Raw genomic sequence first — 19,573 nt, forward strand, 5'->3', positions numbered from 1 at the left:
CAAACGCTCTTGTTTGCAGGCTTTTTTAAATGGTGGAGATGGAGGGAGTCGAACCCTCGTCCTAAAAACTTTCGGATATACCGTCTACAACGCGTAGTTTTGATTTAAATTCGTCTTTCCGTTAGGCCAAAACTGCCGCGAAAAAACTATCGAACAGAAATTAGCGGCTTGAAACCCTGCCCGAACAGCCCAAGCCTCTTTACCCGATGTCGACGCCGGGTTTCCCGTATCGGGTGTCAGGGAGCCGACGTGCCGCGTCAATTAGGCGGCAATAGCGTATTCTTCGCCATTTATAGTGTTTTTGACACATTTTTACAGAGCCAAGTGTCGTCTCTGGCGTGCAAGCATAAACTACGATTTTCAGTCGAATTCCAAAGACATCCCCTTGTTGTTCAACTTAAAATTTTGTTTATTATTTTGTAATCTTCGGAATTTTATTCGTATTATCAAGTAAAATTTTTAGATTTAAGGCATTCTTATTTTTTGAAATCTAAATTATTTCTATTGACTCATTCGATTGAGGCGGTTAGTTTCTTTTGCGTTTAATCCTGATAAATTTTTATGAATATTAAAATTGCACTATTTTCTTTGTCATCGCTTTTGCTTGCGGCGGGTTTTTTGCATGCGCAAAAGCAGGTATATCAATCTCAGTTCGAGCGTTCTGCCGTTGATGACAATAAGATGAAGTTAAACCGCGACAAGGAGCCGAAGATTGACGATTCTTTCAAACCACTTTTTAACGGCAAGAATTTGAACGGCTGGCATCAGGCGACGGGAACTGCCAAATTTTTTGCAAAGGACGGGGAGATTATCGGAATTGGCAATAACGATAAAGATGTCCCCAATTCTTTTTTAGCGACAGACAAGACATACACGAATTTCATTTTGTCTCTCGAATTCAAGTGGGGTGAACATCTCGGCAATTCGGGTGTCATGATTTGCGCGGGGATGGACGGCAAGGGCTTGGTTGCGGGCCCTCAAATCGAGATAGAAACCAATCCCGAACGAGCATGGACGGGCGGAGTTTACGGGGAGAGGTGCGGCGCGTGGAAGTATTCGCTTTCGCGCAAGGAGCATGACGCCGCCCGCGCCGCCGTCTCTGAGTTTAGAGACTGGAACAGGCTTGTGATAAAATGCGACAATGAGAGAATCCTGACATGGGTAAACGGTGTTCCCTGCGCTAATTTGGACTGGCCGCAGGGTGCTTTCAATATTCTCGACGGCGGATTTATCGCCTTGCAGGTCCATGCCGGCGGCGCAAGCGAAATCCGTTTTAGAAACATTTTGATAAAAGAGCTTCCCGTAAAGAGCGTGTTTCAAAAAAAGTTTCGCAAGGGCGCGGTGGCTGATGAAAACATGAAGCTTAACAGCGACAAAGAGCCGAATTTGTCGGCGGGCGGGTTTAAGAAAATTTTTGACGGCAAGACGCTGAAAGGCTGGCGCAAGGTGAGCGGAACCGCCGAATGGAGCGTTGAAGACGGAGCGATAAAGGGCGTTGGCAACAACGATAAAAACGTGTTCAACTCCTTTCTCGCGACCGAGAAAAATTACAAAAATTTCATTCTTACATTTAAGTACAAATGGGGAGAGCCTCTTGGCAATTCGGGCGTGATGGTAAGGGCGGCTCTCGACGAAAAGGTTTCGGCAAAGGAAAGAGAATTGAAGGGGGACGCGGTGAAAGGCCCTCAAATCGAGATAGAAACCAATCCCGAGCGCGCGTGGACGGGCGGAGTTTACGGGGAGAGGTGTGGCGCGTGGAAATATTCGCTTTCTCGTAAAGAGCATGACGCCGCCCGAGCCGCGGTTTCCGAATTCAGGGATTGGAACAGAATGACGATTATGTGCAGGGGAGACTCGATAAAAACATGGGTAAACGGTGTTCCCTGCGCGAATTTGGACTGGAACAATTCTTGGTTTGACGCTTCAAACGGCGGATTTATCGCCTTTCAAGTTCATGCGGGCGGCGTGAGTCGGATATTCATAAAAGATGTCAAAATCAAGGAGCTTAGATAATTTTTGGGATACGGGTAGAGGCATTAAAAAAATCTTGCCAAAAATACAAAAAAATCTTATTCTTTTCCCAAAATAATAAAAAATTAACAATGCTTACATTATCGGAAGAAATAGTTTTGCTTGCCATCGACGAACGCGCAGGGGCTCTTATGCTTCTGCCAGAGCGTTCGCTTGATTTTGCCTTGTCGGGCGCAATGATGATTGAGCTTTCCATGCGCGGAAAAATCGCAACCGTTGACGATGTGTTTTTGAAAGTCTTAAACAGGGACTCCACGGGCGACAAAATTTTGGACGAAGCTCTTTCGCTGATACCAAGCTCTCCGCACCTGACTATCGAAAACGCGCTTGCCCGCATCGCGAGAAAAGGCGAGGCGTGGGTTTCTAAAACATTTCAAAGCCTTGTCGAAAAAGATGTTTTGGAAAAGAAGGAATCTCATTTTTTGTGGCTTGTGCGCGAAAGCTCTTTCCACGTCAAAGACCACAAACTTTTGGACGGATTGCGCCTCCACATTCGCGATGTAATTATAAATGAAAGCATTGAGCCTGACACTCGCGAAATCGCATTGATTTCGCTTATGGACGCTTGCAAAATAAGTTTTACGATTTTTAGCGATGACGAGCTTGCGAAGTATTCGGAACGGTTTGAGGAAATCACGAAAAAAGACCCTATTGCAAGAGCTGTTTCGTTTGCAATTTCCGAAATCGAAAACGCGATTTTGGAGGTCATTGCCTTTACGGGCGTATGAGTTTAAGGCTGATTTTTTAACGAAATCGCGGAGATTGTGCCGCGATTTTTTGTTTTGGTTTTGATTGTTGCAAAACTGTTTTCTTTTGGCATCATACTTAAAATATTTTTTATGAAGGCTTATATTTATACGCTTGGGTGCAGGGTAAACCAGTCTGAATCAATGATGATTGCAGATTCTCTTGCAAGCTTGGGCGTGGAAATTTCAAGCGCGCCCGAAGATGCTGATTTGATGGTTGTCAATTCCTGCGCGCTAACCGAATCGGCTGAGGCTAAAACTCGCAGGGCTATAAAGGATTTCAGGCGCAAAAATCCAAATGCAAAAATTTGCGCAACGGGTTGCTACGCACAGACAAATGCGGAATCTCTGCGCGAGGTTGGCGTTGGGCTGATAGTTTCAAACGCGAGAAAAAGCGATGTTCCGCGCCTTGCGTATGAATTTGCTTTGTCGGGTAGGGCGGAGCAGTCCGAATATTTTAATTCCCAAAATGCAGAAGCCCGTTTTTTGGAAAAGTTGAATTACAGTCAAAAAGACTTGGGCTTTTTGGGCGACACTCCCGTTTCAGACCGCGCGAACTTAAAAATTCAGGACGGTTGCGACAATGCCTGCGCGTATTGCATAATACCGAGGGCAAGGGGGCTTCCGCGCTCGCGGAGCGTTGAAGATATTGTAAAAGACGCGGAAAATCTTGTATCGAGGGGCGTTGCGGAAATTATTTTAACAGGCATAAACCTATCCAAATTTTCGGGTTCTTTGGCGTCCCTTGCAAACCGCATAAATTCCATTCAAGGCATAAAGAGAATTGCGTTTGGCAGCATTGAGCCTCCCGTTAAGGAAGTCGAGATATTGTGCGCCATGATGAAAGACTCTTCGCACAAACTCGCCCGCCATTTCCACATATCGCTTCAAAGCGCGTGTTCCAAGACGCTTAAAAATATGGGGCGCAAGTATGGCGTCGGAGATTTTTTCGGCATGGTTGACTTTATCAAAAGCGCAGATGAAAACATAGGAATCGGAACTGACGTGATTTGCGGCTTTCCTGAGGAGAGCGAAGAGGATTTTGAGGAAACTTTTGAAAACATCAAGAAATCAAAGCTTAATTTCTTGCATGTCTTCACCTATTCTCCAAGACCCGGAACTTTGGCGGCGTTAAAGCCCCAAGTTCCCATGCCAATCCGTAAGAGGCGTTCTGACGCCCTTAGAGTCTTGGGCGAAACTTTGAAGCGCAAGTTTTTTGAAAGCCAGGAGGGGCGCGAAGAATTTGTGCTTTTGGAAAACCAACTGCCAAGCGGAGTTTATTTGGGATATGCCTCAAACTATGTCCAAACGGCAGTTAAAATCGGCAAGTCGGGGTTGAAAAACCAAATGTGCAGGGTGAAAATAGGCACTCCCATCGGTTCGGGGCGCGTAAAAGCGGAGTTTTTGGAGCTTGTTTGACGCTTTTTGGCGTTTTTTGCAAAAATCTTAAAATAAAAGTGTTGCCCCGCGCACGCATTTTCGCAAAATATTAAGGAATATATTTTTATTTGTATGTTATCTAAAATTTTCAAACTTTTTGCAGGCAACCATTATAAACGCTTTTACAGAAAAGCCCGTCCCGTCGTGGCCAAAATAAACAAGATAGAAGAGGGCTACCGGTCTTTGACGGACGATGAGTTGAAGGCGAAAACGTCGGAATTTATGGCGCGCATAGCGGCGGGGGAAACGACCGACATGCTTTTGCCGGAGGCTTTTGCCGCCGTCAAAAACGCCGCGCGCAGGCTTTGCGGCAAGAAAATAACCGTTTGCGGGCATGAACTTACTTGGGACATGGTTCATTACGATGTCCAGCTAATCGGCGGCATCGCCCTGCACCAAAACATGATTGCGGAAATGGCTACGGGCGAAGGCAAGACGCTCGTTGCGACGCTTCCGCTTTATTTGAACGCGCTTACAGGCAAAAACTGCCATCTTGTAACCGTCAACGAATACCTCGCGCGTCGCGACTCCGAATGGATGGGCTATCTTTACCGCTTTTTGGGGCTTACCGTTGACTGGATTTACAACATGCAGGATACCGAAAGCAAAAAGCGCGCTTACAAGGCGAACATTACTTACGGAACTGCGAGCGAGTTCGGTTTCGACTATTTGCGCGACAACGGCATGGCAAGCGACGCCGAAAGCCAGGTTCAAAACGGGCACTTCTATTGCATCGTTGACGAAGTTGACTCCGTTTTGATTGACGAGGCGCGTACGCCGCTCATTATTTCAGGGCCCGTACAGGAAAATCGCGAGGCCCCGTTTATCCGTTTAAAGCCTTTGGTTGAAGAGGTTGTCCGCCACCAGACAAAGCTTTGCAACAAGCTTGCCTCCGACGCCAAGGAAGAATTCGACAAAACGGGGGATTTGAGCGAAGAAAGCGTTTTGAAGCTTTGGCAGGTAAAGATGGGAATGCCGAAAAACCGCACTCTCCGCCAGCTGATGGAGCACGGCGTGGCTCGCAAAAAGCTCGACAAGTTCGACATGGAAATGGCGTCCGATTTCCGCAAGGAAGACCGCTTCAAGTTTAAGGAAGAGCTTTACTATGTAATCGACGAAAAACAGCACCAGTCCGACCTTACCGAAACCGGCAGAAACTTGATTTCCCCCGACAATCCCGACGCTTTCGTAATGCCCGATCTTGCCACGATTTTTGTGGACATTGATTCGCGCAAGGACTTGTCTCCCGAAAAGAAGCAGGAATTGAAGCTCGCTGCTGAAAATGATTTGATAAGGGTTTCGGAGGAAATCCACTGCATAAGCCAGCTTGTCCGCGCGTATTCTATTTATGAAAAGGACGTTGAGTACGTTGTCCAAGACGGCAAAGTCCATATTGTGGACCAGAACACGGGGCGCATAATGTACGGCAGGCGTTGGAGTGAAGGTTTGCACCAGGCGGTGGAAGCAAAGGAAGGCGTGGAAATCGAAAAGGAGACTAAGACATACGCCACAATCACAATCCAAAACTATTTCCGCCTTTACTCGAAGCTTGCGGGCATGACGGGCACTGCCGAAACCGAGGCGCAGGAATTTCACGATATTTACGCGCTTAACGTCATGGCAATCCCTACAAACAAGCCGTGCCGCCGCAAGGATTTTAACGACGTGTTCTTTAAGACGCGCCGCGAAAAATACAATGCCGCAATCGCCGAAATCGAAGCGGCGTACAAGCGCGGTCAGCCCGTTCTTGTCGGCACGGCGTCTGTTGAAGCGAGCGAGCTTTTAAGCAGAATGTTGCGCCGCACAAAAATCCCCCACAATGTTTTGAATGCCAAAAACCACGCGCAGGAAGCCGAAATTGTCGCGCAGGCAGGGCAGAGGGGCGCGGTCACAATCGCAACCAACATGGCGGGCAGAGGTACCGACATCAAGCTTGGCGAGGGCGTAAACGAGCTTGGAGGGCTGTATGTCTTGGGTACGGAACGCCACGAGTCGCGCCGAATCGACCGTCAGTTGCGCGGCAGATGCGCGCGCCAGGGCGACAACGGCGCGTCCAAGTTCTTGATTTCTCTTGAAGACGACTTGATGCGCCTTTTTGCCGGTTCTCCCATGGCAAAAATCCTCGACAAAACATTCAAAGAGGGCGAGCCATTGGAACACCCGATAATAAACCGCTCAATCGAGCGCGCGCAAAAGACCGTCGAAGGTCAAAATTATTCAATCCGCAAACGACTTTTGCAGTATGACGATGTTTTGAACAAACAGCGCGAAGTCATTTACGGGCTTAGAAACGACACCATAACTTCTGAAGAGCCGCGCAAAATCGTCTTTGAGCTTATAGAAGAGGAAATCGAAGAGCGCATTGCATCTTTCTATTCGGGAAAAGACAGCGACAACACAGCGGAAGTGGAGTCTCTTTGCAGCTGGGTTACGAGCAGGTTTCCCATTATGCTTTCTGCCGATGAATTGAAGGGGCTGGACGACAAACAGATGCTCGATGCGATATTAAACAAGGTGAAAGCCCTGTATAAAATTCGCGAGGAAGTTGAAAATCCCGAAACATTAAAGCTGATAGAACGCTATGTTCTAATGCGCTCTTTCGACAAAAACTGGCAGGACCACTTAACGGAAATGGAAGACTTGCGAAAAAGCGTCGGTTTGCGCTCCTACGGGCAGAAAGATCCCTTGAACGAATATAAGAGCGAAGCCTACAAATATTTTGAACGCCTGCTTTCAAAAATCCGAAACGATTTGTGTCTCGGCATTTTCCGAAGCGCGTCGAGCCTTGAAGCCTTGCAGGAAATTATCGCAAGGGCAAGCGGCGAAGTTCTCGCAGTCCATGCAAAGGAAGACGAAGAACCCGCGAAAAAGAAGGACGACATAACGCTCCCCGACGTCAAAATCGAGCCTGACGAAATGCCGCGCATAGGCAGAAACGAAATGGTTACGATTTGCAAGGGGTCGGAAACCCAAACGCTGAAATTCAAGAAGGCTGAAAACTTGATTCGCAACGAGGGTTGGCGCATAAAGGAATTTTAATTTTTGCATTGGGGCGCGGAAAAAACGCGCCTCTTTTTTGAATATGTCGGGAAAATTTTTTCCAATTCTTCTCCTGCTTTTCGGATTTGCGCTTTACGCAATGTCCTTTGAGCCGTTTTGCGCGGCGGAAGGGGCGTATGTCTTTTCCGCTTTTTTGCTCTGGGCGGCGCATTCGTGGAAGTCGTCAAACAGATTGTGGAAAGTTGCCTCATTTGCGGGAGCTTGGGCTTCGTGGATTTTGCTTTTGGCGTGGCTTAGGTTTGTTTATCCGCCTTCGGGATATTTTTTCATGGTTGGGCTGTCGGCGATAGTGGCTCTCTTCTTTTGGGTATGGCTTTTGGCTCTTAAAAAGTTTACGCCTCTTCCCTATGAAAGCTTCTTAAAAAGAATTTCAAAAATCTTGTTTCTGGCAGGGTTTTGGGTTGCGCTTGAATGGATTAGGTCGTTTGTGTTTACGGGATTTCCGTGGCTGTTGCTTGCGCACAGCCAGTGGCAAAGGCCCGCAATAATTCAGCCGGCGTCAATCGGCGGGGCTTATTTGGTTTCGTTTGTTTTGATATTCTTCGGGCTTTCGCTTGGAATGTACGGATGCAGAATTTGGGCTTGGCACAAGTCGAAGCTTGCGGGGGAAAGAGTTGACCGCTTCGGCAAATTCACCCCCGAATTTTACGTCGGCTGCGGATTTGTGATGGCGAGTTTGTATATGTACATTGGGGATATGCCTAAATCGCAAAACGCCGAAAAAGTTTTCAGGGTAGGAATGGTTCAAACGGATTTTGCCGGAATTTTGAACTGGGACTTGTCGCTTGCGCAGGGCAATTTGGACGTTCTTAAAAAGCTGACTCTTTCGCTTAAAGGCGCGAATGTGGATATTGTTGCATGGAGCGAGTCTGCGACGCCCCCGATGTGGCCTGTCATCGGCACAAAGGGGATAAAAGAGTGGTGTGAAAGCGTCTCGAAAGAGGTAAACGCACCGATAATAATGGGAAACGGCGCATATTTTAACGAAGGCGGTAAAGTGTCGTCTTACAACGCGGCTTTTTATGTTTCCGAAAAAAACGGCTTGGACGAGAATTTTTACGCAAAACAAAAGCTTGTCCCTTTCGGGGAGTATCTGCCGTCATGGTGCTTTTTCCTGAAAGAGGCGGTTGTCCCCGTGGGCGGAATGACGGCGGGGCAAAAAAGCGTTGTTTTTAATTGCGACATAAAAGGAAAAATCCGCAAAATCTCCCCGATAATCTGCTATGAAGACATTTTTCCGCAAATAGCCCGCGGCGCTGTCAAGGCAGGGGCTGAAATTCTGTATGTCTGCACAAACGATTCCTGGTACGGGCGCGAGGGCGGGGCGTGGCAGCACGCGGCGCATTCGGCTTTTCAGGCGGCAAGTTTCAGAAAACCCCTCATAAGGGCGTCTGTAAACGGGTTAAGCGGAGTCTTCGACCAGTACGGCAGGCTCGTGCCAACATTTGCAATCCGTAATGGCGAAGGCGGAATTTACGACGCCAAGGGAGTTGCCGCAAAGCCTTTTGAAATCATGAACGAGGAGGGCGAGCTTTTGGACGCGGGGACGCTTAAAAAAGCCAGCGGCAATCCTCTTTTAAATGATGAAAACTCTATATATTTCAGGGGTGCGGGCTATGCCGACTTGGTGTCTTACAAAAATTTTGACGGCGTCGAAACTTTTTATGCGAAATACGGCGATTGGTTTCCGATTGCCTGTTTTGGTTATTCGATAATTTTTCTGATTTTTTGCAAAAAGAGCTTGACGAAGCCGAAAGATTATTGAAAATAGCAAACTTTAATAATTTCTACGCGGGCGTAGTTTAGTGGTAGAACCTCTGTTTTCCAAGCAGATTGTGTCAGTTCGATTCTGTCCGCCCGCACCAATTTCTCTTAGTCCGAAACCGATTCGGGCAACAGCAAAGGAATAATCGTGAGCAACCCTCTAATTATGCTTGGTTTGCCAAAGGGCAGCCTAGAAGAATCTACAATCAGCCTTTTTGGCAGGGCAGGCTGGAAAATTTCCAAAAGTTCCCGTTCCTACAAGCCCTCTATCGATGACCCTGAACTTGACGGTCGTTTCGTGCGCGCGCAAGAAATAAGCCGCTATGTCGAACTCGGCTTCTTTGACTGCGGCTTGACGGGCTACGACTGGATTATCGAAAACAACAGCGATGTCGTGGAAGTTTGCGATTTGATTTACAGCAAGGCAACCGCGCTTAAATCCCGCTGGGTTTTGTGCGTCAAGGAAGACAGCGAAATCAAGTCTGTTGAAGACTTGAACGGCAAGCGTGTGGCGACGGAACTTGTAAATTTCACAAAAAGGTATTTGCAGGAAAAGGGCGTAAACGCGGAAGTTGAATTTTCATGGGGCGCGACGGAAGTGAAAGTTCCCGATTTGGTTGACGCAATCGCCGACATTACCGAAACAGGCTCTTCCATCAAGGCGAACAATTTGCGCATTATCGACACGATGCTTTACACAAACACAAAGCTAATCGCAAATAAGACCGCTTGGGAAAATCCCGAAAAACGCCGTAAGATTGAATCTATTGCAATGCTCTTGCAGGCGGCGCTTTCAGCGGCAAGCAAGGTGGGTTTGAAGATGAATTTGCCAAAGTCGAGCTTAAACCGCATTATTGGCGCGCTTCCCGCATTGCGCACACCGACAATTTCCCAGCTTTCAGACCCTGCATGGGTTGCCGTTGAAACTATTGTAGATGAAAAAACCGTGCGCGAAATTATCCCGACTTTGAAAGAAAACGGCGCAGAAGGCATCGTGGAATATTCCTTGAACAAGGTTGTTCCCTGATTTTTTAACAAGTTTGTATTTTATTAAAGCCCGCAATTTGCGGGCTTTTTTTGTTTTGGGTGTGGACGTTTGGGCATACGGGTTATTTTGCGCGTTTTTTGTTTACAATATGCGCGTCTTGTTTAACTTTTTCAGAATGGATTTTGATTTGCCTGATATTAGGGAAAATGTTCCGCTTAAAAATTTCACCACTTGGAAAATCGGCGGAAATGCGAGGCTTTTTATCGAGGCGAAATCTGCGGAAGTCCCGAAAATTTTATCTTGGGCAAATTCAAACGGAATAAAAGCGCATATTTTGGGAGCGGGCTCAAACGTGCTGATAAAAGATTCGGGCATCGACGGTCTTGTGGTTCGCTTGAAAGACGGTGTTTCGTCTGTCAAAATTTCCGAAAAAACCGCGTTTGCCCCCGCTGGGGTGCGCTTGGCGCAGTTTGTAAATTTTCTTGCGAAAAACGGGATTTCAGGCTTTGAATTTCTTGCGGGAATACCCGGGACAATCGGCGGAGCGGCATTTATGAACGCAGGAATCGGCGGAGAAAACAAGCGCGAAATTTCAGACGTTTTTGATGGTGGAATTTTGTGCAATTTAAAAGGCGAAGTTTTTGAAGTCGGGGCGGATTTCATGGAATTTTCGCACCGACATTCTGTTTTGCACCATTCAAGCCATGTTCTGCTTTCAGCAAAATTCAGGCTTGAAGAGAAATCTTCGCCCGAAGAAATTTTGAAAAAAATTAGAAAAACCGCGAAGGAGCGGGCGGCGCGAGAGCCTAAAAACAGGAAAAACGCGGGCAGTGTTTTCAAGGCGTGCGGCGGAGTTCCCGCGGGGCTTTTGATTGACAGGGCGGGTCTTAAAGGATGCAAAATCGGGGCGGCGCAAATAAGCCGCGTACACGCGAACTGGATTGAAAATTTGGGCGGCGCGACTTCAAGCGACGTGGAAGCCCTCATAAAATTCGCAAAGGAAAAGGTTTTTGAAAAATTCGGGGTTCTCCTTGAAGAGGAAGTGCGGATTTTGGGCTAAGGCTTCGCGAATTTTCTAACTTCGATTTTCTTTATGAAAACGGGATTTGACGATTGGCGCAGATAAATTCCGAATACCGTGCGGTTCGCATTGATGGGCGTCTCTAAAATGATTTTAAAAGTGTCGCTTCTTCTTTCAGGTAGCGGGGGAATTGAAACTTCCTTGTATTTTACGCATTTGTTTTTTGCGTCGAACACGCTTACGGCAAGGAACATTTCAGATGATATTTCGCGGAGGTAATCTATGCAAAAATTTATTTCATAGACTTCTTCGGGAGCAAGTTTCAGGCTTTTGAAAAATTCAAAGTGGAATGCGTTTGAAACTTTAAGCGCAAAATCATTTCCGTTTTTTTCGATTTTAAGTTCGGGCTTGTCTGACGGAATGTATTTTATGATAAAATCATTGCCTAATGCGTTTTCAAGGTCGTTTGCCCCGATGAAATTTTCGGGGGAGAAATCAAACACAAGTTCCGATTTGCTTTCAGACGCTTTTTTTAGCGCGTTGAAATTTTCTGAAAGCGATTTGATTTTTTCAATTTCTAATGGCGTGGCGTTTTTTAGGGCGGACATTAAAAGCTCTCCGCAAGGCGGCGAAAACGACCTTTCTTTTGCGTTTCTTGGAGAATTTTTGAATAAGGCGGATTTCTTTTTTGCGAGAATTTCAAATTTTGAAGAAGCATTTTTTGATTTTTCCAACGCACCGATTATTTCGGAGGATTTGGCGTTTTTGAATTTTAGAAAGAACAGCTCTTTTTTTGCGAAGTAGTCTTCCACAAATGCTTTTGTCTTTTCAAATTCAAGGCGAAGCTCCGCAACTTTCATTTTTGTTTCGGGAAGTTTTGCATCGGCCTCAGCGTTTTGAAGGGAAGATTCCATTTTTTTCAAAATGTCGGGGGGAAAAAGCTCCGCAACCGTGTCGCGCATAAAAAGCCCGAGCCACTTCGGGGAATCTGTACGGTTTGCCCATGCGGATTTTGCGGCGTCGAAAAATTCCATTGCGGCTCCGCCCGCTCCTTGGTAATAGTTTATGAAATATTCGAGCCTTAGCTCGCGGCAACTTTTCTCCGAGCCATTTAAGACTTTTTGAATTGCCCAGTATTTAAAGGAGTCGTAAGCCCAAACGGGATTTAGCTCCGCAAAGTAGCAGTTAAATCCCAGATTTTTTGCGATTCTTATAAACTCTATTTCAAATTCCTCGACGGGGCGCGGAACGAAATATGGCGCGCCGTATATGTAAGAGCAAATTCCGCGGACTTTCGAGCCGTCATTGGCATAAGACTTTAAAATGCCGATGGTTTCGTTTTTGAAATTTTCGTCGAAGAAGTTTGCGCTGTCGATGCAAAGGAAAGGGGCAATGTTTTTTTCAAGCGGAAAATCGGGATGGCGCAGGGTCGGTAGATACGCAATAAGACCTATGAATTTGTCGGGATTTGATTTTTTTATTTTTTTTGCGACTTCGTTTGCGAACGAATAGTACGCATTTGAAATGGAATCCACGCCCGATATGAACCTGTCTTCTGCTTCGATGTCATAGGGGATTGAAATGTCAAAATTCAAGGAGTCATTTATTCCTATTGAAAAAGAGTTTGCCTGTGGATTTTTTGCGAAAATTTTTTCGGCTTTCTCTGCCGCAAAATCGGCGGCGTTTTCGGCGTTAAACTTTGGCTGTAGATATTTTCTTGAAGCGTATTTTTTTAGCGTCGGCTTAAATTCGGGAAATTCGCGCATGTCCTCAGGCGTGAATATGTTTGAGAGATTATGTGAAAAACCTCTCAAAACCGCGTCGTTTCCGTTGAGCCTCGCAAAAATTTTCGCCTCGCTTGAAAGGTTTTCGGGGTACAATGAAATTGAGGCAAACCCGTGCGCGTAAATCCTTTCGCCACTTTTTATTTTTGCGTTTTTGGGCGGGAGCTTTGTTCCGATTTCATCGTTTGGGGCGTAAAATTCAAAGCCGAGCTCGCGCAGAAAATCTCCCGCGGCGTTTACAGGACTTGACGAATAGAGGATTTTTATTCTGCCGTTTCGGGTTGAAACAACGTTTGTTCTCGTGTTTTCATGGCTGAAAAAGGAGAGCTTTTTTGCGTCGGGAAGCCTTGAAAGCGAAACGGACTTGTATAAGAATGCGTCTTTGGGGTTTCGGGTCGTAAAAAAATCCGTTTTTGGGAACGCCTTTTTCAGGTGCTTTAAAATTAAATTTGCGGCGTCAATTTCCTGTCCGCTTGGATTTTGCGGCAAGGCTATCGCCACTTTTTTATATTCGCAGTCCTTAAACGAAAAGTCTTTTTGGCGCGGAAACGCATGCAAATGCAATGCGAGAAGCGGAACGGTCAAAACCGCCGCCAAAAGTTTCTTTGCGTTGTTTGCCAAAAAGAGTTTCAATACTTTTTATGTTTTATAAAAACCGCGCATATTCAAGCCTTAAAATCAAATGTTGACTATGTTTGGCAAATTGGCGATATTATTATCAACTTAAAACGGAATTTATTTATGTCAAACTACGCGGAAATCAGGGAAAAATTCGAGAAGTCGGGGCAGGGGCATGTCTTTAAATATTGGGGCGGGTTGACGGACTCGCAAAAATCGCGCCTGCTCTCGCAGCTTGAAGAGGTCGATTTGGAGGAAATCGCGCATTTAAATGAAACGCTGCTCTTTGCAAACAAGACGGAATCGCAAGTGGACTTTTCAAGGCTTGAACCTGCTCCGTATGTGAAATATTCCGAAAACAAGGAAGCCGACCCTGTGTGGCAAAAGGCAAAGTCGGTCGGTGAAGAGGCTATAAGGGCGGGCAAGCTTGCGGCGTTTGTCGTTGCAGGCGGGCAGGGTACGAGGCTTGGGTATGACGCGCCGAAGGGAACTCTCCCCATAAGCCCTGTCAAGCATAAGCCATTCTTTCAAATATTTGCCGAAAAAATAAGATGCGCGCAGGAAAAATACGGGGTTGAAATTCCGTTCATGGTTATGACAAGCATCATCAACCATACCCAAATATGCGATTTCTTCAAGTCAAACGCCTGCTTTGGGCTGAATCCCGAAAAGGTCGTATTTTTTAAGCAGGGTTTCATTCCTTCCGTGGATAAGTTCGGCAAGATAATTCTTTCGGATAAGGGAGAAATCGCCCTTGCCCCGAACGGGCATGGCGGGTGCCTTAGGGCGATGGTCAGAAGCGGCGCGATTGCAAAGCTTAAAGAGCTAGGAGTTGAATATATAAGCTACTTTCAGGTGGACAATCCCCTCGTCAACATCATCGACCCGTATTTCTTGGGCTTTCACATACTGGGCAATTCCGAAATGTCGTCCAAGATGATACCCAAGGCGTATCCCCTTGAAAAGGTCGGGCATTTCTGCATTTATAACGGCAAGCTATGCGTGATTGAATATTCCGATTTGCCTGCGTCTTATCAAGAGATGCGCGATGAAAACGGGGGGCTTAAATTTGTCGCGGGAAGCGTTGCCATACATATTTTGAATGTTGACTTTGTAGAGGCGAAAGGCGCGGACGATTCCGACTGCAAGCTGCCTTTCCATGTCGCGTTTAAGAAAGTGCCGTTTCTCGACCAAGGCGGCAATGTCGTGAAGCCCGAAAAACCGAACGGCTACAAGTACGAGATGTTTGTTTTCGACGCGCTTGAAAGCGCGAAAAATCCTCTTGTATTGGAAGGGCTTAGATGCGATGAATTTTCGGCAGTCAAGAATAAGGAAGGCATTGACAGCCCCGCAACCTGCAAGCGCGACCAGAAACGCCAGTTCGCCGAATGGCTCGAAGCGGCGGGCGTTTCGTTGGAAAGGGATTCGGAAAAAACACCCGTTTACGACATTGAAATTTCTCCGCTTTTTGCCTCGAACAAAGCCGACTTTGTGGAAAAATGGAACGCACTTGAAAAAAAGCCGGAAATCAGGGACGGTCTTTATATCGAATAAATTTTAAAAAACATTGAAAAACAGCCTGAAACTTTTATGTTAAAAAGGCGTTTAAATTCTATGGAAATTTCTAAAAAAGGATAAAAATGAAATCTGTAAGACGCATTCAAAGAAAGACGCGCAAGGCGTTCACTCTCTTGGAAATACTTGTTGTCATCGCGCTCATTGCGCTTTTGGCAGGATTGACCGTTTCCAACATCGGCGGGATGTTTTCGGGCGGGCAGGAGAAGGCTGCAAAGCTGTTTGTAACAACTTCAATGCAAAGCCCGCTCATGGCGTACAGAATGGACATGGGGGCGTATCCCACCACGGAAGAAGGTTTGATGGCGTTAATTAAGGCTCCCGAAGGCGCGGGTGCGCAGTGGCGCAAGCCTTATGTCAATTTGAAGGAGCTTCCCAAAGACCCTTGGGGCAAGGAGTATTTATACCGCTGCCCCGGCATAAAAAATCCCGATTCCTACGACCTTTGGTCGCTCGGACCGGACAGGGTTGAAAGCGACGACGACATTGGCAACTGGTAATTTGTGTTGCGCCGAAAATTTTTCTTCGGCGCAAATTTTTGTTTTTTGGGAATGAAAAAGGGGGCTTTTACGCTGTTGGAGCTTTTGGTTGTGATTGCGATGATTGCAGTCATAGCCTCTTTGAGCGTAAGCGACTTTTCATTCGCCTATTCAGGGGCAAAGCGTCCGCCGCAGGCGGTTTTGGCAAACTCTTTGAAGCTTGCAAGGATTTCCGCCATGGAGCTTGGAGAGGAAGTCAGTTTGTTTTTCGACGCCGAAAATTCCGACATGGTTTTGCGCAAAACTTTCAGCGGGGAAACGGTTTTCAGAAAAAACCTCTTTTCTCTTTCCGAAGAGGACAAGAAAAAGCTTGCCGAAGACGACGGCTACGGCAAGCAAAGCTATCCCGAAATATCCGTTTTGTTCCACCCCGACTATCCGCGCCTTTACAATTTTTCGCGCTCAGACTCTGACGGCGTGGAGTTTTTGGATTCGCTTAGGTTTTCGCCGAACTCATCTTCCACCCCCGCGTTTGTGGAACTTTTGATAAACGGATCGCGCAGGGCATTGTTTAAGCTCGATCCGCTTTCTGCAATGCCGCTTGCAACGGAGGGCATTGATGAAAAGTAAAAACGCTTTCACTTTGGTAGAGTGCATTGCCGCCCTCGGGCTTTTCGCCTTGGTTGCTGTTGTGCTTGGGCAGACGTGTTTTAACTGTCTAAACGCCGTTCATTCGCTTGAAAAAGACGCGTATAACGATGCTCTTTTCGACTATCTGCGCACGAAAGTTTTGGCGGAAGACGATTTGAGCAGTCTGCAAACGGGCATTGACGTTTACGGGCCCGACGGAAAAACATTGACTATTGTAGGAGACGCGGTTGCGACAAAAATTGTCGATTTGTTCAGGCTGGACGTCAGTTGCGAAGAAGTAGGATATGCCGACGTGTTTTATTTGGTGCGCCCCTCATGGTACGACAAGCTTACGCGGGAGTCTGTCCAAAGGGACGAGATTTTGGATGACCGCAAGGACGAAGTTGAAGACGCGCGCAGGAGGAGCGCATGGCAATGAAACGCGCGTTCACTCTGGTAGAGGTTCTTTTTTCCCTCGCAATTTCGGCGATTGTCATGGTGGGCGCGTGTGTCTTGATGTTCAACATGTCGTCCATTTTGGAGAGGTTTGAAGGGGACGAGCCGTTCGATGTCCATGTAAACGGCGTTGAGGTTTTCTTAAAGAACATTCTTAAAAATTCGCAGATGCCGCAAGAGCGCGATTATTCAAACACCTTTACGGCTTTTGCGGAAAACTCCAATTTGGGAAAGGGCAATCCGCCCGATTCCATGATGGGCGACAAGTCCAAAATTTCATTCGGCGTCATGGACGATATTCCGTTTTTTATATCCCGCAGAGGATTTTCCCCCGAAAAGGACGCGTGGCTTGATTTCCGCGAAAAGGAAGGGCTTTACATAATTTGGACTTTCGCAAAAAACGAAAATTACAACAGCGCAAGCGATGACAGACCCGTTTATGAAAGTCCGGTTTCCCCTTTCGTGGTTTCAATGTCTTATGTTTACATCGACGAGGACGGAAGATGGCTCGAAGAGGAGGATATGGATTATGTCTCATCTTCTTCCGTTGCCTCAAACCAGATGCCGAACTTCATAAAACTCGTTTTTGAACGCGGGAAGGAAACGCACACAAGATACATAAGTTTGCTTTCAAACGTTGACGGCGAGTTCGAGCCGAGCGCATCTTCTTCTTCGTCTCGCAATAGTTCTTCAAGCGGCGGCGGAAATTCATCACAAGGTGGAAATGGAAACGGCGGCGGAAATCGACCAAGCGGCAATGGAGGAGGGAATAGACCAAGCGGCGGCGGAAACGGCGGTTCTTCTTCTGCGGGCGGCTCTAATGGTGGCGCGTCTTCGGGCGGCGGAGCGGGAGGTGCTAAATGAAGCCGTTTTATTGCAGAAAGCGCAAAGGCTCTGTGATGCTCTTCATCTTGGGTGTCGCATTGTTTTTGACGGGGGTGATTGCCGTTATTATGGATTATTCCGTAATTGAAATGAAATTGCGCGCGCCGGCCGTAAAGGAGCATTCAATACGTCAGGACGCCTATAACGGGCTTTATGCCGCCATTGCCGAAATCAAGGAATATCTTGAAATTGATGGAGCTTTGCATTCCCCCTTGCAGGGCTGGGGGGAGCTTTTGACAGACGGCAGGGCAATGCTTCCTAAGGGTTCAAAAATCGAGGCGAAAGCAGTTGACGAAACCGCAAAGCTTCCGCTTTCAAGCCTTAAAGAAGAGGAGCTTGAAGCACTGTTTTACGAAATGGGTTTTTCGGAAACCGACTGCAACTATATCGCCCAGAAATTTTTGGATTGGACTGACTCAGACGATTCCGCCCGCATTGACGGCGCGGAAAAAGAAGATTACGATGATGACGAGGCAATGCCCCCTAATCGAGCCGTCCGAACTCTTGCGGAATTAAAGTACGTCAAGGATTTGTATCCGTATTTCTTTTTGGAAAACGGAGAGCCGAATGAAATGTACGAAAAATTGGCTTCGGCGGCATCGCTTGAAAACACGGGTGAAAGCGTGAATTTCAACACTGCAAACGAGCTTGTTTTGCGCGCAATTTACAAGATGGACGAAATAAATTTCGACACAAATATCTTTGACGCAATCCAAGGCAAAACGGGCGGAGTTTCAGACGGGGAATACTGGCTCTCTTCCGCCGCCGACATTTCTTCGCGCGGGGCAAACCCGCCCTTGCGCTATGTCGGGGTTGACGCGAAGTTTTTGAGGATTGAAGTGTCGGCAAGGCGGGGCGTTTTGACGTACCGCATAACGGCTCTTTGCGAAGTTGACGGTTCGTCTTTGAGCGTCAAAAAAATTTACGAGGGGTTTGTCCGTTAATTTTCAAAAAAAATGTGGATAAATCGAAACTTTTGACTTTAATATGTGTTTATACCATTAATAAGTATGCATGCGCGACAGGACATTTTATTTTTGCCCCAAGAGGCTTTTTTCATGAAGACTGCGGATTTGCCCGACGGCATAGCCACATCCGAGGTCAAAACATACGCGGAAACTCTCTTGGAATCTTTTTCCCCGCTTCCACTCGACCTTTTGAGGTGGGGGTATGTTGTCGGCTCTTCTCAGCTTTTCATCTTTGCCGCGCCCGCCGACAGAATTGCAAAGTCTAAAAAAATCCCTGAACTTATGCAGACATCGAACCTTGCAACTTGTTTTGCCGCGTTTGTGTTCGGTTTTGACTTGGGAGAAGGGTGGTCGCTTGTAAAGCGCAATGCGGGGGAATGCTGCGAGTATCTTGCGGTTTTTTCCGAAAACAAGAAATGGCGCGAAGTTTACGCTTTGTCATTGCCCATGCAAGACAGCGACGATGACGCCAAAAATAAGTTTGAAAAAATGGGCGTTCCGCGGGACGTTTCAAGGGTTTGGGAGTTTTGCCTGTTTAAAAACTCTGTTTTTAAGTCTGCCGTTGCGTTGCTTAGAGGCGGCGGGGTTGAAATGTCGAAAAAAGCGTGCGACGCAAAATTCATGTCTTCCGCCGATGTTCGCGACGGCGCGACTTTGAAAGCCGCAAAGAAAGCGGTATTTTTTGACAGGGCTTCATGCACTTTGGCAGTTTTGGGCGTTTTCTTTTTTGCGGTTTTGCTTTTTTGGAAAATTTCTCTTCTTTTCCAGTCTTCTTCGGAGAACAGGCTGAACCAAGAATTTGAGCTTTTGTCTCCGCAGGCGGATTTGGTAAAAAACATGATGGACGAGGCTATTTTTTTGCAGTCGCTAAACTCGAAAAAAATCGAAAACGTCATGATGATTGCGCGCATAAACAAATATCGCCCCGAGGGCGTTTCTTTTGCGAAGTCGGTTGCAAAGTCTCCTAATTCAATCGAAATCAGGGGGAAGGCGCAAAGCGTAATGCTTGCGACACAGTTTGAACGCCGGCTTCGCCAAAGCGAAATTTTTAAGAATATAAAACTTGCGATGTCGGGTTCGGGTTCAGGCGGAACTTCTTGGACATTGAACGCGGAATTTAAGGATTAA

15 protein-coding genes, 1 tRNA gene and 1 other RNA gene are annotated in these 19,573 nt (G+C 46.8%); 15 read left to right on the forward strand and 2 right to left on the reverse strand.

Features of this window, described 5'->3' with window-relative positions:
* Positions 1-30 precede the first annotated feature (30 nt).
* Positions 31-385: a transfer-messenger RNA gene (gene ssrA, locus MOX91_RS01535) on the reverse strand.
* A gap of 176 nt (positions 386-561) precedes the next feature.
* Here ssrA and MOX91_RS01540 point away from each other — a divergent pair.
* The 8 genes from MOX91_RS01540 to murB all read left to right on the forward strand — a co-directional run bounded on the left by MOX91_RS01540 (position 562) and on the right by murB (position 11,089).
* Positions 562-2,013 (forward strand): 3-keto-disaccharide hydrolase, encoded by a 1,452-nt coding sequence (locus MOX91_RS01540; protein WP_370396316.1) that lies wholly within the window; start codon positions 562-564, stop codon positions 2,011-2,013.
* 89 nt (positions 2,014-2,102) lie between these two features.
* A complete protein-coding gene (locus MOX91_RS01545) occupies positions 2,103-2,759 on the forward strand; it encodes a GOLPH3/VPS74 family protein (protein WP_370396317.1) in 657 nt (218 codons plus the stop codon).
* Positions 2,760-2,870: 111 nt separating this feature from the next.
* On the forward strand, positions 2,871-4,196 hold the full coding sequence (gene mtaB, locus MOX91_RS01550; protein WP_370396318.1) for a tRNA (N(6)-L-threonylcarbamoyladenosine(37)-C(2))-methylthiotransferase MtaB: 1,326 nt from the start codon (positions 2,871-2,873) through the stop codon (positions 4,194-4,196).
* Between the two features lie 93 nt (positions 4,197-4,289).
* Complete coding sequence (secA, locus tag MOX91_RS01555; RefSeq protein ID WP_370396319.1) at positions 4,290-7,256, forward strand: preprotein translocase subunit SecA; 2,967 nt, start codon at positions 4,290-4,292, stop codon at positions 7,254-7,256.
* A gap of 43 nt (positions 7,257-7,299) precedes the next feature.
* Positions 7,300-9,042: an apolipoprotein N-acyltransferase gene (gene lnt, locus MOX91_RS01560; RefSeq protein ID WP_370396320.1), complete on the forward strand. Its 1,743-nt coding sequence runs from the start codon at positions 7,300-7,302 to the stop codon at positions 9,040-9,042.
* A gap of 26 nt (positions 9,043-9,068) precedes the next feature.
* A tRNA-Gly gene (locus tag MOX91_RS01565) sits at positions 9,069-9,142 on the forward strand.
* 65 nt (positions 9,143-9,207) lie between these two features.
* Positions 9,208-10,068, forward strand: a complete 861-nt coding sequence (gene hisG / locus MOX91_RS01570) for an ATP phosphoribosyltransferase (RefSeq protein ID WP_370396363.1) — start codon at positions 9,208-9,210, stop codon at positions 10,066-10,068.
* Between the two features lie 136 nt (positions 10,069-10,204).
* Positions 10,205-11,089 carry a UDP-N-acetylmuramate dehydrogenase gene (gene murB / locus MOX91_RS01575; protein ID WP_370396321.1) on the forward strand — a complete coding sequence of 295 codons (885 nt, stop codon included), beginning with the start codon at positions 10,205-10,207 and terminating at the stop codon, positions 11,087-11,089.
* Here the strand turns inward: murB and MOX91_RS01580 are convergent.
* On the reverse strand, positions 11,086-13,467 hold the full coding sequence (locus MOX91_RS01580) for a DUF4838 domain-containing protein (RefSeq protein ID WP_370396322.1): 2,382 nt from the start codon (positions 13,465-13,467) through the stop codon (positions 11,086-11,088). The two genes, murB and MOX91_RS01580, sit on opposite strands and share 4 nt — an antisense overlap.
* Before the next feature lie 108 nt (positions 13,468-13,575).
* Here MOX91_RS01580 and MOX91_RS01585 point away from each other — a divergent pair, with 108 nt between their 5' ends.
* The 7 genes from MOX91_RS01585 to MOX91_RS01615 all read left to right on the forward strand — a co-directional run bounded on the left by MOX91_RS01585 (position 13,576) and on the right by MOX91_RS01615 (position 19,573).
* A complete protein-coding gene (locus MOX91_RS01585) occupies positions 13,576-15,006 on the forward strand; it encodes a UTP--glucose-1-phosphate uridylyltransferase (RefSeq protein ID WP_370396323.1) in 1,431 nt (476 codons plus the stop codon).
* An 86-nt stretch (positions 15,007-15,092) separates the two neighbouring features.
* Positions 15,093-15,527 (forward strand): type II secretion system major pseudopilin GspG, encoded by a 435-nt coding sequence (gene gspG, locus MOX91_RS01590; protein WP_370396324.1) that lies wholly within the window; start codon positions 15,093-15,095, stop codon positions 15,525-15,527.
* 51 nt (positions 15,528-15,578) lie between these two features.
* Complete coding sequence (locus tag MOX91_RS01595) at positions 15,579-16,136, forward strand: pilus assembly FimT family protein (RefSeq protein ID WP_370396325.1); 558 nt, start codon at positions 15,579-15,581, stop codon at positions 16,134-16,136.
* Entirely contained in the window at positions 16,126-16,575 is a 450-nt protein-coding gene (locus MOX91_RS01600) for a prepilin-type N-terminal cleavage/methylation domain-containing protein (protein ID WP_370396326.1), read from the forward strand. The genes MOX91_RS01595 and MOX91_RS01600 overlap by 11 nt, the downstream gene beginning before the upstream one ends.
* The gene (locus MOX91_RS01605) at positions 16,572-17,456 is read left to right on the forward strand and encodes a prepilin-type N-terminal cleavage/methylation domain-containing protein (RefSeq protein ID WP_370396327.1); all 885 of its coding nucleotides are present in this window, start codon (positions 16,572-16,574) and stop codon (positions 17,454-17,456) included. The genes MOX91_RS01600 and MOX91_RS01605 overlap by 4 nt, the downstream gene beginning before the upstream one ends.
* Positions 17,453-18,421: a hypothetical protein gene (locus MOX91_RS01610; protein ID WP_370396328.1), complete on the forward strand. Its 969-nt coding sequence runs from the start codon at positions 17,453-17,455 to the stop codon at positions 18,419-18,421. Before MOX91_RS01605 ends, MOX91_RS01610 begins: the two co-directional genes overlap by 4 nt.
* Before the next feature lie 114 nt (positions 18,422-18,535).
* The gene (locus tag MOX91_RS01615; protein WP_370396329.1) at positions 18,536-19,573 is read left to right on the forward strand and encodes a PilN domain-containing protein; all 1,038 of its coding nucleotides are present in this window, start codon (positions 18,536-18,538) and stop codon (positions 19,571-19,573) included.

This window comes from Intestinicryptomonas porci (assembly GCF_033971905.1).
GTDB lineage: Bacteria > Verrucomicrobiota > Verrucomicrobiia > Opitutales > Intestinicryptomonadaceae > Intestinicryptomonas > Intestinicryptomonas porci.